12 protein-coding genes and 2 pseudogenes are annotated in these 16,286 nt (G+C 70.1%); 7 read left to right on the top strand and 7 right to left on the bottom strand.

Annotated elements, in window-relative coordinates; translation table 11 throughout:
• Positions 1 to 28 precede the first annotated feature (28 nt).
• Positions 29 to 2,053, bottom strand: a complete 2,025-nt coding sequence (locus RGU41_RS15700) for a fructose-specific PTS transporter subunit EIIC (RefSeq protein ID WP_322136806.1) — start codon at positions 2,051 to 2,053, stop codon at positions 29 to 31.
• A 199-nt stretch (positions 2,054 to 2,252) separates the two neighbouring features.
• On the opposite strand from RGU41_RS15700, the gene cofE reads away from it, so the two are divergent.
• From cofE to fgd, 3 genes and pseudogenes are all read left to right on the top strand, one after another.
• Positions 2,253 to 3,152, top strand: coding sequence for a coenzyme F420-0:L-glutamate ligase (gene cofE / locus RGU41_RS15695; RefSeq protein WP_241975476.1), 900 nt, complete (start codon positions 2,253 to 2,255; stop codon positions 3,150 to 3,152).
• A pseudogene (gene cofC / locus RGU41_RS15690) lies at positions 3,149 to 3,703 on the top strand (2-phospho-L-lactate guanylyltransferase); the annotation flags it as partial. The gene cofE and the pseudogene cofC, both read left to right, overlap by 4 nt.
• A gap of 165 nt (positions 3,704 to 3,868) precedes the next feature.
• A pseudogene (gene fgd, locus RGU41_RS15685) lies at positions 3,869 to 4,870 on the top strand (glucose-6-phosphate dehydrogenase (coenzyme-F420)); the annotation flags it as partial.
• 223 nt (positions 4,871 to 5,093) lie between these two features.
• Here the strand turns inward: fgd and RGU41_RS15680 are convergent.
• The 5 genes from RGU41_RS15680 to RGU41_RS15660 all read right to left on the bottom strand — a co-directional run bounded on the left by RGU41_RS15680 (position 5,094) and on the right by RGU41_RS15660 (position 9,739).
• Positions 5,094 to 6,173 (bottom strand): fructose PTS transporter subunit IIA, encoded by a 1,080-nt coding sequence (locus RGU41_RS15680; RefSeq protein ID WP_322136805.1) that lies wholly within the window; start codon positions 6,171 to 6,173, stop codon positions 5,094 to 5,096.
• Positions 6,174 to 6,259: 86 nt separating this feature from the next.
• Positions 6,260 to 7,261: a 2-phospho-L-lactate transferase gene (cofD, locus tag RGU41_RS15675; protein WP_322136804.1), complete on the bottom strand. Its 1,002-nt coding sequence runs from the start codon at positions 7,259 to 7,261 to the stop codon at positions 6,260 to 6,262.
• A gap of 76 nt (positions 7,262 to 7,337) precedes the next feature.
• A complete protein-coding gene (locus RGU41_RS15670) occupies positions 7,338 to 8,138 on the bottom strand; it encodes an ABC transporter ATP-binding protein (RefSeq protein ID WP_134560361.1) in 801 nt (266 codons plus the stop codon).
• Positions 8,129 to 9,202, bottom strand: a complete 1,074-nt coding sequence (locus tag RGU41_RS15665; protein WP_416172964.1) for a putative F420-0 ABC transporter permease subunit — start codon at positions 9,200 to 9,202, stop codon at positions 8,129 to 8,131. The genes RGU41_RS15670 and RGU41_RS15665 overlap by 10 nt, the downstream gene beginning before the upstream one ends.
• A 3-nt stretch (positions 9,203 to 9,205) precedes the next feature.
• Positions 9,206 to 9,739 (bottom strand): ABC transporter substrate-binding protein, encoded by a 534-nt coding sequence (locus tag RGU41_RS15660; protein WP_322137374.1) that lies wholly within the window; start codon positions 9,737 to 9,739, stop codon positions 9,206 to 9,208.
• Between the two features lie 694 nt (positions 9,740 to 10,433).
• Between RGU41_RS15660 and RGU41_RS15655 the strand changes: the two genes are divergently transcribed.
• From RGU41_RS15655 to RGU41_RS15640, 4 genes are read left to right on the top strand one after another with little or no spacing between them, the layout of a single operon-like run.
• The gene (locus RGU41_RS15655) at positions 10,434 to 11,345 is read left to right on the top strand and encodes a nitrilase-related carbon-nitrogen hydrolase (protein WP_322136803.1); all 912 of its coding nucleotides are present in this window, start codon (positions 10,434 to 10,436) and stop codon (positions 11,343 to 11,345) included.
• Between the two features lie 8 nt (positions 11,346 to 11,353).
• Positions 11,354 to 12,775, top strand: a complete 1,422-nt coding sequence (gene hydA, locus RGU41_RS15650; protein WP_322137373.1) for a dihydropyrimidinase — start codon at positions 11,354 to 11,356, stop codon at positions 12,773 to 12,775.
• Positions 12,776 to 12,834: 59 nt separating this feature from the next.
• Complete coding sequence (locus RGU41_RS15645; RefSeq protein ID WP_134446199.1) at positions 12,835 to 13,851, top strand: TIGR03842 family LLM class F420-dependent oxidoreductase; 1,017 nt, start codon at positions 12,835 to 12,837, stop codon at positions 13,849 to 13,851.
• A 37-nt stretch (positions 13,852 to 13,888) separates the two neighbouring features.
• Positions 13,889 to 15,199 carry an aspartate aminotransferase family protein gene (locus tag RGU41_RS15640; protein WP_134446200.1) on the top strand — a complete coding sequence of 437 codons (1,311 nt, stop codon included), beginning with the start codon at positions 13,889 to 13,891 and terminating at the stop codon, positions 15,197 to 15,199.
• A 115-nt stretch (positions 15,200 to 15,314) separates the two neighbouring features.
• Here the strand turns inward: RGU41_RS15640 and RGU41_RS15635 are convergent, their stop codons facing one another.
• A complete protein-coding gene (locus RGU41_RS15635) occupies positions 15,315 to 16,256 on the bottom strand; it encodes a LysR family transcriptional regulator (protein WP_134560357.1) in 942 nt (313 codons plus the stop codon).
• Positions 16,257 to 16,286 lie beyond the last annotated feature (30 nt).

Here is a 16,286-nt window from a genome sequence, read left to right as displayed (position 1 = left end):
GACACCTCACGGCGCTGGAGTGCCGGCCTCAGGGTGCGACGGGCGTCGACTGCTTCGGTCCGACCTGGGCGGCCAGTGCCGCGAGCACGTCTGCCGGGGTCGCTGCGGCCTGGAGGGTGGCGCGGAAGGCGGGCTTCATCAGGGCGCGGGACAGCTGGGCGAGCACGGTGAGGTGCTCGGTTCCGGCCGCCGCCTCCGGAACGGCGATCAGGAAGATCAGCGTGGCCGGGGTGCCATCGGGCGCGTTCCAGGCGACGCCGTGCCTGCTGCGGGCGAAGGCCAGGATCGGGGCGCTCACGCCGTCCGATTTGGCGTGCGGGATCGCGATGCCGTCTCCGACGGCCGTGGTGCCGAGCTTCTCGCGGGCGAGGGCCGCCTGGATGACGACGCCTGCGTCGGTGACGCGGCCGGTGGCGCCCATCCGGCCGACGAGGGTGCGGATCATCGCGTCGGTGTCGGTGTCGGCGGCGTCGAGCACGATCGTGTCTTCGTCGATGTAGTCGAGAACCGTCTTCGGTGCCGGTGCCGGGGCCGGTGCCGGCACTGCCTGTGGTGCCGTCGAGACGGATGTCTCCGCGGCGGCCTGCCGCGTGTGGCGTCCGGCCCTGCGCGCGGACATTCCGAGGAGCAGCAGGGAGACGAGGGCGGTGACGACGGCACCGATGAGCAGGGCCGCGAAGTACATCGGCACCCCGGAGACGGCGCCGAAGACGGCGACGATCGGTCCGCCGTGCGGCACGGAGTCGGTGACCGCGAAGAGGGCTGCGATGCCGCCGGCGACGGCTCCGCCGAGCATGTTCGCGGGGATGACCTGCAGCGGCTTGGCGGCGGCGAGCGGGATGGCGCCTTCTGTGATGCCGAAGAACCCCATGAACAGGGCGGCGATCCCGGCCTCACGCTCCGGCTTGGAGAAGTAGCGGCCGCGGATCAGGGTGGCCAGGCCCATCCCGAGCGGCGGGACGGCGATCGCGGCGGCGACCATGCCCATCGGGGCGGGGTTCCCTGTCGCGATCAGGGCGCTGCCGAAGAGGAACGCGGTCTTGTTGACCGGGCCGCCCATGTCGAAGGCGACCATGGCGCCGAGGATCAGGCCGAGCACGATCGCGCTGCCGCCCTGCAGGCCGGTGAGGAACGTGCTCATGGTGGAGAAGACCCAGCTGATCGGCTGGCCGAGGGCGAGCACGAAGGCGCCGCCGACGATCACGGTGGTGAGCACGGGGATCACGAGGATCGGCATGATCGGCTTGATGTACCGGTGCACGGGGATCTTCTTGATGCCGAGGGCGACGAAACCGACGAGGAACCCGGTGACGATGCCGCCGATGAAGCCGGCGCCGGACTCGGAGTGGTAGAACGACCCTGTCGTGGCGATCCAGCCGCTGATCATGCCCGGCGCGAGCCCGGGCCGGTCGGCGATCGCGTAGGCGATGAACCCGGAGAGGATCGGCACCATCAGGGTGAAGCCGAGCACGCCGATCTGGTTGATCGTCAACCAGAAGCTGCCCTCCGGGATGACGAGGCCCTTCGGGGTCGCCTCGCCGCCGAGGGAGAGCGAGATGGCGATCAGCAGCCCGCCGACCACGACGAACGGGATCATGTAGGAGACGCCGTTCATCAGGGCGCGGTAAAGGGTGCCGCCGACGTCTGACCGTCCGGTGGTCGGGGCGGGGGTATTCCCGGCCGAGCCGTCGGGTCCGTCGGCGGCCGCTGACGGCGCGGCGGCGAGGGCCTCCCGGATCAAAGCGGCAGGGCGGTGGATGCCGTCGGCCACCCCGACGGAGATGATCCGCTTGCCCGCGAAGCGTGACGGGTCGATCCTGGTGTCTGCCGCGATCACGACGGCGTCGGCACGGTCGATGTCGGCCGGGCTGAAGGCGCCTTCGACGCCGACGGAGCCGTGCGTCTCGACCTTCATGTCATAGCCGAGTTCGGCCGCCGCGGCCGATAGCTTCTCGGCAGCCATGTAGGTGTGCGCGATGCCGGTGGGGCAGGCCGTGAGGCCCAGGATCAGGAGTCGATGTGGTGCTGTTGTCGCGGTGAGGGGTTCGGGCATGGCTCGAGAGTCCTTCCGGGCCGAGGTCGACCGGAATCTCCGTGAACACCGCAGCTCAATTTCATAAGCTTAACTAACTTTATTTCGCCCCGCGAACGAGGGTGGCTCGTGAGGTGTCGCACATCGACGTTCACGTGACGTGGGAACTTCGATCTGCGACGAGTCGGGAAGAGCCGGGACCTCCGGGCGGTTACGGGACGTGACAGGATCGAAGGATGAGCGGAAAGCGGGACCGGTGCGCGGCGAACTGAGCGTTTTCGCCCTCGAGGGGATTCCCGAGGTCGCGGCGGGCGCCGACCTCGCCGGGCTGATCCTCGCCGCTGCAGAAGTCGCGGCCGCCGGAGTCGCTGGGGGCACCCTGCTGAGTGACGGCGACATCCTCGCGGTCACGAGCAAGATCGTCTCCAAGGCCGAGGGCCGCCTGCGCGCGGCGGCCGACCGCGAGCAGGCGATCACCGAGGAGACCGTGCGTGTCGTCGCGACCCGCGCGTACCCGGGTGGCGTGACCCGCATCGTCGAGAACCGGCAGGGCCTCGTGATGGCCGCGGCCGGCGTCGACGCGAGCAACACCCCCGAGGGCTTCGTGCTGCTCCTTCCGGCCGATCCGGATGCCTCCGCCCGCGCCCTCTGCGCCGCGGTGCGGGCACGCACCGGGCTCCGCCTCGGTGTCATCATCACCGACACCGCTGGGCGCCCCTGGCGCGAGGGCCAGACCGACATCGCGATCGGCGCGGCCGGCGTCGCCGTGCTCGACGACCTGCGCGGCACGACGGATGCCGCCGGCAAACTCCTCAACGTCACCGCGCCCGCCGTCGGCGACGAGATCGCCGGCGCCGCCGACCTCGTCAAGGGCAAGGCGAGCGGCAACCCGGTCGCCGTGATCCGGGGGCTCGGCCGGCTGGTCCTGCCGCTCCCGGCCGCTGACCCCGTCACCGCCAGATCGGGTGTTGTCGATCGCGGGGCGGCTATTCTGCTGCGCCCGAGCGAGACCGACATGTTCCGGCTCGGCAGCGCGGAGGCCGAGGCCCTCGGCTACACCAGGGGCTACGCGGCCGGACTGGCCGCCGGACTCACCGCCGCGGAAGCCGACCTGCCGTGAGCTGGGTGGTCGTGGTTCCGGTCAAGGGAAACCCTGGCGCGAAGACACGCCTCGGCGGCGCCGGCCCGGACCGTGCCGAGCTCGCCGACGCGTTCGCCCTCGACACCGTTGCTGCCCTCGCCGCAGCCGCCCCGGTCCTTGCCGTCTTCGTCGTGACCGGGGACACCGTCCTCGGCGCGCGACTCGCCCGCCTGGGCGCGCACATCGTCGCCGAGGTTCGGGACCCGGTCGACCCGCTCAACGCCGCGATCGACGTGGGACTGGCCGCGGCCGCTGCGGAGTTCCCCGCTGCGCACCGCGCCGTCATCACCGGAGACCTGCCTGCCCTCACCGCGGATGACGTCGAACGGACGCTCGCGCTTGCTGCCCACCACGAGCGGTCGATGGTGCCGGATGCCGACCGGACCGGCACCACGACCCTGCTCGCGCTCGCCGGGGTGCCGATCAGCCCGCGTTTCGGCTCCGGCTCACGCGCGGCGCACGAGGCGGCCGGGCACGTTCCGCTCACGCTGCCGGCCGGGTCCGGAATCCGCCGCGACGTCGACACCCCGGCCGACCTGTGCCCTGGTCGAACGACTGGGTGCCGGACCGTACACGTCCGCCCTGCTCACCGCAGCATCCGCCGCCCCGCAGGACTCGGCCCAGCAGGAGTCGCCCGTCCCACCGCCCGCAGCCCTGGTTCCGTCCCCCGATCGCCCCCTCGAGAAATGAGCATCATGCTTCCTCTGAAACTCGGATACAAGGCCTCCGCCGAGCAGTTCGCCCCGCGTGAGCTGGTCGAGATCGCCGTCGCCGCCGAGCGGCACGGTTTCGAATCGGTCGCGGTGAGTGACCACTTCCAGCCCTGGCGGCACACCGGCGGCCACGCCCCGTTCTCTCTGGCCTGGATGGCGGCCGTCGGGGAGCGCACGACACGGGTGCAGATCGGCACCTCGGTGATGACGCCGACGTTCCGGTACAACCCCGCCGTGATCGCCCAGGCCTTCGCGACGCTCGGCTGCCTCTACCCGGGCAGGATCATGCTCGGTGTCGGGACGGGAGAGGCCCTCAACGAGATCGCGACCGGGTTCCGCGGCGCAGGCGCCCAGGACTGGCCCGAGTTCAAGGAACGCTACGCCCGGCTGCGCGAGTCGATCGCGATGATGCGCGCGCTCTGGTCGGAGGACAAGGTGAGCTTCGAGGGCGAGTACTACAGCACCCATGACGCGAGCATCTATGACCGACCCGAGGGAGGCATCCCGGTGTACGTCGCCGCGGGCGGACCCCTCGTGGCGGGCTATGCGGGCCGGTCGGGGGACGGCTTCATCTGCACCTCGGGCAAGGGCATGGAGCTCTACACCGAGAAGCTGTTACCGGCTGTCGCGGCCGGCGCGGAGAAGGCCGGGCGGGATGCGGCCACGATCGACCGGATGATCGAGATCAAGCTCTCCTACGACACCGACCCGGCGCTCGCGCTCGAGAACACCCGGTTCTGGGCCCCGTTGTCGCTCACGCCCGAGCAGAAGCACGACATCACCGACCCGTCGGAGATGGAGGCGGCCGCGGATGCCCTGCCGATCGAGCAGGTCGCCAAGCGCTGGATCGTGGGCTCTGACCCCGACGAGACGGTCGCGGCGATCGGCGAGTACATCGATGCCGGCTTCAACCACCTGGTCTTCCACGCGCCCGGCCACGACCAGGAGCGGTTCCTGACGGCCTTCGAGCGCGACCTGGCCCCCGCATCCGCGCCCGCGCCTGAGCCGCGCGTGCAGACACGACCGAGCGTCACCTTCGACAGTGGGCGTGCCGAATTCAGGAGTTGCGCCCGCGGTGCCCGCCCCCGCCGCACTGCTCCGGGAAGTGCTGCAGTCTGGCGGCCGCAACTCCTGAATTCGGAAGACTGACGATCGCTGGAGCTGGAGCTGGAGCTGGAGCTGGAGCTGGGATGACGGCCGGATCGGGCTAGGGCTGGGGTTGCTCGGGCTTCTTGAGGTTGGCGCTGATCGCGAGGGCCTCGAGCACGGCGGCCGGGGTCTGCGCGGACTGGATCGCGGCGCGGAACGCCGGCTTCGCGAGGCAGCGCGAGAGCTGGGACAGCACCCGGAGGTGTTCGGTTCCTGCCGAGGCCTTGGGCACGGCGATCATGAAGATCAGCGTCGCCTTCTCGCCGTCCGCTGAGTTCCAGTCGATGCCGTGCTTGCTGCGCGCGAAAGCGAGCACCGGGGCGACGACGGAGTCGCACTTGGCGTGCGCGATCGCGATGCCGTTGCCCATGCTCGTGGTGCCGTGGGTCTCGCGGCGGAACGCGGCCTGGGCGACGAGCCCCACGTCGGTGATCCGCCCGGTCGTGCTCATCATGCCGGCGAGGGTGCGGATCATCCGGTCCCGGTCGGTCTCCTCGACGTCGAGCACGATGGTGCGCTCGTCGATGTAGTCGAGCACGGTCTTCTTGCCGGTCGACACCGAGCCGGTTGAGGTGGTCGGCACGATCGGGATCGCCGTGGTGAGCGGCATCGTCATCGTGGCGAGTTTTCGCTTGGGGTGCGGCGTGCTGATGACGACGGGCTCATGTCTCGGGTGCACCAGGGACGGCGCCGGGGCGGATACGGCGGCCGAGGCGAGAGCGGATGCGCCCGGCGTTCCGGCCGAAGCGGGAGCGTGGGCGGCATCGGAGCCGGGTGCGGTCGTCTGGGTGCTGCCCGGGGCGTTCCCGACGGTGGTCGGGGCCGCGCTGGCCGGGTGGCCCGGGGTGCCCGTGGCATCCGAGGCCGCGCCGGACGCGCCGGACGCGCTGGCCGTGTTGGTCGAGCCGGCCCCCGTGGAGGCGCTGGCCGTGTTGGTCGAGCCGGACCCAGTGGAGGCGCTGGCTGCGCTGCGGCGCGCTGCGCGGTGCCGCACGACGATCAGAACGATCGCGACGGCGGCCGCGACGATGATGGCGCCGACGATGAGCGCGGCGACGTATGCCGGCATGCCGGGGACAGCTCCGACGACGGCGGTGATCGAGCCGCCGTGCAACGCGGAGTCGAGATGTGCGGGCATGACAGTAGGGTCCTTCCGGTAGGCCGACCGGAATCGAGCGCTGAACCGGGGGCAAATTAGTTAGCTTGAAGAATAATTAGCCTGACTTAGTGTATCCCCCGCGCAGGCGACGCGATCCGGAACAATGTTGCCGCAATTTCCGCCGTCGTGTCCAGGTCGTGCATCCAGAGCGGCACCGCGAGTGAGCGGATCCCGGCGGCCGCGAGAGCGGGCAGCGCCGCGGCATCCGTTTCGTCGACGAGCCAGCCGTCGAGGATGCCGCCGGTGGACCGGGCGCCGTAGTGCAGGCCGACGGCCGCAGCGGTCGTGGCGACGCCGATGGTCTGGAGGCACGCGTCGGCCATGCCGCGGACGGCGGCTCCCGCGATGATCGGCGAGACGCCGACGACGCGGGCGGGCGTGGATCGCAGGGCGTCACGGATGCCCGGGATCGCAAGGATCGTGCCGATCGAGACCACGGGGTTCGACGGCGGCAGGATCACGAGGTCCGCCTCCAGGATTGCCTCGAGCACGCCGGGCGCGGCCTCCGCCGTGTCGAGCCCGCGCTGCACGAACTGGCTGACCGGCACGCTCGCCCGATACCGGACCCACCATTCTTCGAAATGGATCAGGTCCCCGGCGCGGTGCTCGTCGGCATCCGCTGCGAGGCGCGCATGGGTCTCGACGGGCTGGTCGCTCATCGGCAGGAGGCGGGCTCCGGGCTGCCAGCGCTCGCAGAGGAACGCGGTCGCCTCGCTCAGGGTGGAGCCGGAGCGCAGCAGGTCGCTGCGCACGATGTGGGTCGCGAGGTCGAGGTCGCCGAGCGTGAACCACGACCAGCCGCGCCCGTACGCCGCGATCTCGGCCGAGGTGCGGCGGGACTCGTCCGGGCGGCCCCAGCCCTGCTCCTCGTGGATGCCGCCGCCGAGGGTGTACATCACCGTGTCGAGGTCGGGGCAGATCCGCAGGCCATCGAGCCACATGTCGTCGCCGGTGTTGACGATGACCGTCACCCGCGCGGAGGGGTCGCTCGCCGCGAGGTAGTGCAGCAGCCCCCGCGTGAACCGGGCCCCGCCGATCCCGCCCGCCAGTACCGTGATCTTCGTCATGTCCCTATCCTCCTGCTGTCGTCCTGCTGCCGCGAAAGCGGGTGAATCGTCGTTTTCGATGGGTCATAACGACGATTCACCCGCTTTCGCGAACGGGCGGGGTGGGGGGTGAGGGGGCGAAGAGCAGGGACGGATGCCCGCCGCGGGGGTGCGGGACGACGAAACTGTCGACGCCGTAGACCTTGGCGATGACTCTTGGGACCAGGACATCGGCGGGTGTGCCTGCGGCTGCCAGGCGGCCGTCGGCGAGCAACAGGATCTGGTCGCAGTATGCGGCGGCGAGGTTGAGGTCGTGCAGGGCGAGGACGGCGGTGAGGCCGAGGTCCCGCACCTGGGCGAGCAGGCCGAGCTGGCCGCCGATGTCGAGGTGGTTGGTCGGCTCGTCGAGCAGGAGCAGGTTCGGCCGCTGGGCGAGCGCGCGGGCGATCTGCACCCGCTGCTGCTCGCCGCCGCTCAGGGTGCCCCAGCTTCGGTCGGCGAGGTCGGTGCCGCCGACCTGGGCGAGCGATTCGGCGACAATGCGCAGGTCCTCGGCGCCGTCGAAGCCGCCGAAGATTCCGGAGCGGTACGGAATACGACCGAGGAGGACGACCTCGCGCACGAGCAGGTCGATCGTGGGGCTCGCGTTCTGCTCGAGGAGGGCGATCCGGCGGGCGGTTTCGCGTCGGCCGAGGGTCGCCAGGGGTGCGTCGTCGAGGGTGATCCGCCCGCTCGTCGGGGTGTGCAGGCCCGCGATGAGGCGCAGCAGTGTGGACTTTCCCGCGCCGTTCGGGCCGAGCAGGCCCGTCACCGAGCCGGTCGGAATGATCGCGGAGACGTCGTCCAGGATCGTGCGCCCGCCGACGCGGAACGACACCCGCTCGATGACTACACCCATGAAACGGACTTCCGGCTCTTGATCAGCGCGATGAACACCGGAACCCCGATCAGGGCGGTGATGATGCCCACCGGCAGCTCGCGCGGGTCGAAGACCGTTCGGGCGAGGGTGTCCGCGATCACGAGGAACACCGCGCCATATACCGCGACGAGCGGCAGCAGCCTGCGGTGCCCCGGCCCGCTGAGCCCGCGCACGAGGTGCGGGAGGATCAGCCCGACGAACCCGATCGCACCGCTCACGGCGACCATCGCCCCGGTCAGCAGTGCCACCGTGCCGAGGAGCGCCCACCGGGTGCGGTTGACGTCGACTCCGAGCGAGGCCGCGGCGGTGTCGCCGAAGGCGAAGGCGTCCAGCCGGCTCGCGGCGAGCACGAGCCCGGTGCCGGCGAGGAGGAGCGCGCTCCCGGCGATGAGGACCGTGGCCCAGGAACTGCCGGCGAGGGAGCCGAGCAGCCAGTTCAGGATCTCCCGGTAGGAGTCGCCCTTGGCCGACCAGAAGATCACGAAGGAGGTGCCCGCCGCGCCGAGCTGGGCGATCGCGAGGCCGGCGAGCACGGCCCGGCCGGGCGTGATCGTTCCGCCGACCCTGGCAATGGAGAGCGTCGCGATGAGCGCGGCGAGTGCGCCGGCGAAGGCGGCGAGCGGGAGTGCGACCCCGACGCCGAGAATCACGACGCAGACCGCGCCGAGCGACGCCCCTGAGGACAGCCCGAGAAGGTACGGGTCGGCGAGCGGGTTGCGGGTCACGCTCTGCATGACCGCGCCGCTCAGGGCGAGGCCCGCACCGACGAACGCCGCGGTCAGCACCCGGGGGAGCCGCAGCTGCCAGACGATCGCGTCAGTGAGGACGGGCACCGTGCCGGAGTGCGGGAAGCCGAGGTGCGCCGCGAGGCTGCCTGCGACATCCGCCAGGTTCACCGGAGCGGGCCCGATCGTCACGGCCAGCGCGGAGACGAGCACAAGCGCGGCCAGGGCGAGCGCGAGCCACAGCCCGAAGCGGCCGTTCGGGCGAGCGGATGCGGCCGGCCGGGTCCGTCCCGCCACGGAGTCCGTGCCCGCAGTCACCGACTACTTGCTCAGCGAGTTGAGGTCGGCCAGCTGGTCGATCGTCGTTGCCGCGGCCTCGACGTTGCGGATGCCGGCCTCCGTCGAAGCGAACGGGAGGGTGATGTACCGCTTGTTCTTCACCGCGGTGAGGTTCTTCGTCGCGGGGTTGGTCTCGAGGGTCTTGATCTTCGACTCTGCCGTGTTCCAGGTCGCGTCGACGAGCACGATCACGCTCGGATCGGCAGCGACGACGGATTCCCAGCCGACGGAGGTCCAGGTGTCCTTCACGCTCGCGAAGACGTTCGTGAGTCCGGCGGCATCCATGATCATCTGCGGCGCACCGATCCCGGCACCGACGTACGGGCTGTCGACGCCGCTCGAATACCAGAGCGCAGAGGTCTTCGTCGTCGCGGGGAGAGCGTCGTGAGCTCCTTGCGCTGGGTGGCGACGAGCCGTGCGGCTGCCTCGGGGGCCCCGAAAACGGCGCCGGCCTGGGTGATCTCCCCGAAGACGGTGTCGAAGGTGAGCGGGTTGGGCTGGTCGGCGCCCTTGCAGGCCGACGGCGCGACATAGCTGCCGATGCCGACCGCGGCGAGGGTGTCGCGGGTGCCGACGCCGTCAGCGGCGAAGTTGGACTCCCACCCGCCGAAGACGAAATCAGGGTTCAGGGCGAGCACGGCCTCCTGGCTGGGCAGGAAGTCGCTGACGACCTTGAGGTTGGTGCCGATCGAGCTGAGCGCCTGCGGGAGCGGACCGTCGAGGAACGCGGTGCCGACGATCTTGTCGCCGAGGCCGAGCGCGAGGAGAAGTTCCGTGGCCGAGGACTTGATCGACACGATCCGGCTCGGGGCCTTCGTGACCGTGACCGTCGTGCCGCAGTTCTCGATCGTGAGCGGGTAGGCCGGCTTCGACGTTGGGGTGGGGCTGGCCGTGACCGCATCCGGGGCGGGGCCTGCGGGAATCGGGCTCGTGGTCGCGCAGCCTCCGAGGAGGGCGGTGAGCGCCGTGGCAGCAATGAGCGCCGGCCAGGCGCGAGAAGCGCGGGGCCCGCGGAAGAACGGGAGACGTGTCATGAGACCTTCGGTGGCCGGGCGGGACTTTCTGAATGGTACCAGCGCCGGATAACGGTTTCGCTGAGTGCTTGCCTCCCGGCCCGTTGGGCGACAGGATGATCCACACGCACTCAGCACGCCGGACGTTTCGGCGGACGTTTCAGTTATCTCGCAGTAGTGACTTGGTGGAGGCAGACATGTCCGACGGATCCAATACCCCGGCCAGCGCGAAGATCCGCGCGGATGCGGCCGGCAAGGGCGGGAACATCGTGAGAGCCGCGATCACCCAGGCCACCTGGACCGGCGATGAAGCGTCGATGATCGCCAAGCACGAGGGATTCGTACGCTCGGCGGCCGCGCAGGGAGCGCAGGTGATCTGCTTCCAGGAGCTCTTCCACGGCCCCTACTTCGGCATCATCCAGGACCCCCAGTACTACGGCTACGCGACGAGCGTTCCGGGCCCCCTCGTCGAACGGTTCCAGGCGCTCGCCGCAGAGCACCACATCGTGATCGTGCTTCCGGTCTACGAGGAGGAGCAGGCAGGCGTGCTCTACAACACCGCCGCCGTGATCGACGCCGACGGGAGCTACCTCGGCAAGTACCGCAAGCACCACATCCCGCACCTCCCGCAGTTCTGGGAGAAGTTCTACTTCCGCCCCGGCAACCTCGACTACCCGGTCTTCGACACCGCGGTCGGCAAGATCGGCGTCTACATCTGCTACGACCGGCACTTCCCGGAGGGCTGGCGCATCCTCGGCCTGAACGGCGCCGAGATCGTCTTCAACCCCTCGGCCACCAAGCCCGGCCTGTCCAACCGGCTCTGGGAACTCGAACAGCCGGCCGCGGCGGTCGCCAACCAGTACTTCATCGGCGCCAACAACCGGATCGGCACCGAAACCGAGGAATTCGGCGACGAGGCCGTCACCTTCTACGGCAGCTCCTACTTCGTCGACCCGCGCGGCAACTACGTCGGCGCCATCGCCTCGACCGACACCGACGAGATCGTGATCCGCGACCTCGACCTGGGCCTCATCCGCGAGACGCGCAACTCCTGGCAGTTCTACAGCGACCGCAGGCCGGACTCCTACGACCCGATCGCCCGCGCATGAGCGCCCGGGTGGGGCGCACCCTGATCCGGGGCGGCACTGTGGTCAGCTCGACCGGCCGTTCAGAAGCGGATGTCCTCATCGACGGCGAGAAGATCGTCGCGGTGCTCGCCCCCGGCTCCGCCATTTTCGGGTTCGACGTCGCGGCATCCGCCGACACGGTGATCGACGCGACCGGGAAGTACGTGATCCCCGGCGGCATCGACGCGCACACCCACATGGAGCTGCCGTTCGGCGGCACCGCGGCCTCAGACACCTTCGAGACCGGCACCCGCGCCGCTGCGTGGGGCGGCACGACGACGATCATCGACTTCGCCGTGCAGAGCTACGGGCAGCGTGTCTTCGACGGCCTCGCGACCTGGCACGACAAGGCGGCGGGGAACTGCGCCATCGACTACGGCTTCCACCAGATCATCGGCGACCTCAACACGGAATCGCTGCAGGCCATGGACGGGCTGCTCGCCGAGGGCGTGTCGAGCTTCAAGCTCTTCATGGCCTACCCGGGCGTGTTCTACTCCGACGACGCGCAGATCCTCCGGGCGATGCAGAAGTCGGCGGAGACCGGGCTCATGACGATGATGCACGCCGAGAACGGGCCGGCGATCGACGTGCTCGTCGGGCAACTCCTCGCAGAGGGTAAGACCGACCCGTACTATCACGGCATCGCGCGGGCCTGGCAGCTCGAGGAGGAGGCCACCCACCGGGCGATCATGCTCGCCGACCTGACCGGGGCGCCACTGTACGTCGTGCACGTCAGCGCGAAGCAGGCCGTCGCGCAGCTCGCGGCGGCCCGCTCCCGCGGCAAGAACGTTTTCGGGGAGACCTGCCCGCAATACCTCTACCTCTCCCTCGAGGAGAACCTCGGCGCCCCGGGCTTCGAGGGCGCGAAGTGGGTGTGCTCCACGCCGCTGCGCAGCCGCGCGGAGGGGCACCAGGAGGAGCTCTGGCAGAGCCTCCGAACCAACGAACTGCAGCTCGTCTCGACCGACCACTGCCCGTTCTGCATGAAGGGCCAGAAAGACCTCGGCCTCGGCGACTTCTCGAAGATCCCGAACGGGATCGGCTCGGTCGAGCACCGCCTCGACCTGCTCTACCAGGGCGTCGTCGAGGGGCGGATCACCCTCGAACGCTGGGTCGAGCTGACCTCGACGACCCCGGCGCGGATGTTCGGCCTCTACGGCACCAAGGGCGTGATCCAGCCGGGGGCGGATGCCGACGTGGTCCTCTACGACCCGGCCGGGCACACCTCGATCGGGCTGGGCAAGACCCACCACATGAACATGGACCACTCCGCCTGGGAAGGGTACGAGATCGACGGGCACGTCGACACGGTGCTCAGCCGGGGCAAGGTCATCGTCGACGGCAACAGCTACCTCGGGGCGAAGGGCGACGGGCGGTACCTGCCGCGCGGCCTGAGCCAGTACCTGATCTAGGCGCGCCGGCCAGGCATCCGCCACCCACCGCCCACCACCGACAGAGCGCAGGGAACCCCATGGACTTCGGAGCAGTGCTGCAGACCAACCCGCCATCGGCCAGGGTCGTGCAGCTCGCGCAGCTCGCAGAGGCCTACGGCTTCAGCCACGTCTGGACCTTCGACTCGCACCTGCTCTGGCAGGAACCGTACGTGATCCACAGCCGCATCCTCGCCGAGACCCGCAAGATCATGGTCGGGCCGATGGTCACGAACCCGTCCACCCGCGACTGGACCGTCACCGCATCGACCTTCGCGACCCTCAACGAGATGTACGGCAACCGCACGATCTGCGGCATCGGGCGTGGCGACTCCGCCGTGCGCGTCACGAACGGCGCCCCCGCGACGCTCAAGACCCTGCGGGAGGCGATCCACGTCATCCGCGAGCTCGGCAACTCCCGCGCCGTCGAGTACAACGGCGCCACCCTCCGCTTTCCGTGGAGCTTCGGCAGCTCCCTCGAGGTGTGGGTCGCCGCGTACGGGCCGCTCGCGCTCAAGCTCACGGGAGAGGTCGGGGACGGATTCATCCTGCAGATGGCCGACCTCGACGTTGCCGAGTGGATGATCAGCACGGTGCGGAAGGCGGCGGCAGCGGCAGGCCGGGACCCGGCATCCGTGAAATTCTGCGTCGCCGCCCCGATGTACATCGGAGAGGACTGGGAGCACATGCGCAACCAGTGCCGCTGGTTCGGCGGCATGGTCGGCAACCACGTCGCCGACATCGTCGCCAAGTACGGCGCCGACTCCGCGGTCCCGCGCGCCCTCACCGACTACATCGCCGGGCGCGAAGGCTACGACTACAACCAGCACGGCCGCGCGGGCAACACCCACGCCGACTTCGTGCCCGACGAGATCGTCGACCGGTTCTGCGTGCTCGGCACCAAGGCGGATCACATCCGGAAGCTCGAAGCGCTCCGCGAACTCGGCGTCGACCAGTTCGCCGGGTACCTGCAGCACGACAACAAGGAAGAGACCCTGCGTGTGTACGGTGAGAGCATCATCCCGGCGCTCAACACAGCGCCCGCCGCGAAGATCTGAGAATGGCAGCCCGGGTGCGAGAACAAGGAGAACCGCTGTGACTGATACCGATCGGCTCGACGAACTCACCGTCGACCTCGACCTCGCCCACGTGTTCCATTCCTGGTCGGCCCAGGGCGGCGGACGCACCCCGTTCGTCCTCGCCGGCGGGCTCGGAACCCGGGTCTGGGACCACTCCGGCACCACGTTTCTCGACTTCTCCAGCCAGCTGGTCAACCTCAACATCGGCCACCAGCATCCGGCCGTCGTGCGCGCGATCGTCGAACAGGCCGGCCTGCTCGCCACGGTCGCGCCCGCGACGGCCAACCTCACCCGCGGCCAGGCCGCGAGCCGCATCGTCGCCCGCGCGCCCGACGGCTTCCACAAGGTGTTCTTCACCAACGGCGGGGCGGATGCGAATGAGAACGCGATCCGGCTGGCCCGGTTGCACACCGGTCGCGACAAGATCCTCTCGACCTATCGCTCGTACCACGGCAACACCGGGGCCGCGATCGTCGCGACGGGGGACTGGCGCCGGGTACCGAACGAGTTCGCGCGCGGGCACGCGCACTTCTTCGGCCCGTACCTCTACCGCAGCGACTTCTGGGCCACGACCCCGGAGCAGGAGTGCGAGCGCGCCCTGCGGCACCTCGAGCGCGTGATCCAGAGCGAGGGGCCGAGCGGGATCGCCGCCGTGCTGCTCGAGACGATCCCGGGCACCGCGGGCGTGCTGCTGCCGCCGCCCGGGTACCTGCCGGGGGTGCGCGCCCTGTGCGACCGCTACGGCATCCTGCTGATCCTCGACGAGGTGATGGCGGGCTTCGGCCGCACCGGCAGCTGGCTCGCCCTCGATCTCTACGACGTGGTGCCCGACCTGATCACCTTCGCGAAGGGCGTCAACTCGGGGTACGTGCCCGCGGGCGGGGTGATCATCCCGGATTCGATCGCGAACGACTTCGACACGACCGTGTTCCCCGGCGGACTCACCTACAGCGGGCATCCGCTCGCCATGGCCGCGATCGTGGCGACGCTCGACGCGATGGAGGCGGAGGGGATCGTCGACAACGCGGCCAGGATAGGGAGGGACGTGCTCGCGCCGGGGCTCGCGGAGCTTGCGGAGCGGCACCCGATCATCGGTGAGGTGCGCGGCGTCGGCGTGTTCTGGGCGCTCGAACTGGTCGCGGACCGCGCGACCAGGGAACCGGTGGGAGCCGGGGTGATGGCGAAGATCAAGGCCGGGCTGCTCGCCCGCGGACTGCTGCCCTTCATCGCCGAGAACCGCATCCACGTGGTACCCCCGTGCGTCGTGACCGACGCCGAGGCAGCCGAAGCCTTGGCGATCTACGACGAGGTCCTCTCCCTCCCCTAGCCCCTCCCCTCCCGCTTGCTCGCGTCCGCTCTTCCGCGAGAGTACGAAATGTGCCCCTAAATGGCGCGAATACGGGCACATTTCGTACTCTCGCGTGAGGGGTGGGCGCGGCTTCTCAGGGAGAGGGAGTGGGGGCTGATGCGGGGGCGTGGGCCTGCTGGACGCTGGCGGCCTGGGTGCGGAGCACGTCGACGACCGTGCGTACGGCGAGGCGCTCGGCGCGGTCCGGGCGCATCAGCGCAACGATCTGCCGCTCGGCGTCCACCCCGCGCAACGGCTTGAGCGTCACCCGCCCCGGTTGGCCGCCTCCCCACGTGTAGCGCGGCACGAGGGCGATCCCGAGGCCTGCCGTCACGAACGCCTCGATGAGCCTCATGTCGGCGAATCGCTGGGCGACAGTGACGTGGCCGGGGGTGCGCTCCTCGATCTCGTCCAGGATCCGCTCGAAGGGATACCCGTCCGGCACCCCGATCCAGGTCTCGTCGATCACGTCCGCCGGGGCGAGCCAGGAGCGGCCGGCGAGCCGGTGATCGGCGGGCAGCCCGACGTCGATCGGCTCCGTCATGAGCGGAACGACCGTCAGGCCGCGCCCGCCCCAGGACCGCTGGCCGCTCAGGCTGTACGCGAGCACGATGTCGTAGTCGGCCGTGAGCGCAGGGAAGTCCCGGAGCTCCGGGTCGAGGTCGGTGCACGTGACCACGAGGCCGGGCCGGTCGGCGAGTTGCAGCATGGCCCCGGGCAGGAGCATCTCGCCGGCGGTCGGGAAGGTGACCACGCTGACCCCTCCGGAGGCGTCGTTCCGGAACTCGTGCCAGACGGCGGTGGCGCGGGCGATCGCGACCGACACATCGGTGGCGCTGCGGGCGAGCGCGCGCCCGGCATCCGTCAGAACGATGCCCCTCCCGCGGCGCTCGGTGAGGCGCACCCCGGCCTCGCGCTCGAGCACTTTGAGTTGCTGGGAGACGGCGGATGCCGTGCGATGCGTCGCCCGCGCGACCTCGGTGATCGAGCCGCGTTCGGCCAGTTCCCTGAGCAGTTCGAGCCGCTGAATGTCCATGTAGCTACGCTACACAATGAGTACAGGACA

Source organism: Cryobacterium sp. 10C3, assembly GCF_034314285.1.
GTDB classification, from domain to species: Bacteria; Actinomycetota; Actinomycetes; order Actinomycetales; family Microbacteriaceae; genus Cryobacterium; species Cryobacterium glucosi.
Note: the sequence above shows the minus strand (reverse complement) of the source record. Positions and strands in the feature narration are given on the sequence as shown.

Excerpts from the sequence above, each read along its gene's own strand:
- RGU41_RS15635 (WP_134560357.1), bottom strand. The coding sequence starts at position 16,256 with ATGGACATTCAGCGGCTCGAACTGCTCAGGGAACTGGCCGAACGCGGC.
- RGU41_RS15700 (WP_322136806.1), bottom strand. The coding sequence starts at position 2,053 with ATGCCCGAACCCCTCACCGCGACAACAGCACCACATCGACTCCTGATC.
- RGU41_RS15655 (WP_322136803.1), top strand. The coding sequence starts at position 10,434 with ATGTCCGACGGATCCAATACCCCGGCCAGCGCGAAGATCCGCGCGGAT.
- RGU41_RS15680 (WP_322136805.1), bottom strand. The coding sequence starts at position 6,173 with ATGCCCGCACATCTCGACTCCGCGTTGCACGGCGGCTCGATCACCGCC.
- RGU41_RS15670 (WP_134560361.1), bottom strand. The coding sequence starts at position 8,138 with ATGGGTGTAGTCATCGAGCGGGTGTCGTTCCGCGTCGGCGGGCGCACG.
- RGU41_RS15645 (WP_134446199.1), top strand. The coding sequence starts at position 12,835 with ATGGACTTCGGAGCAGTGCTGCAGACCAACCCGCCATCGGCCAGGGTC.
- cofD (WP_322136804.1), bottom strand. The coding sequence starts at position 7,261 with ATGACGAAGATCACGGTACTGGCGGGCGGGATCGGCGGGGCCCGGTTC.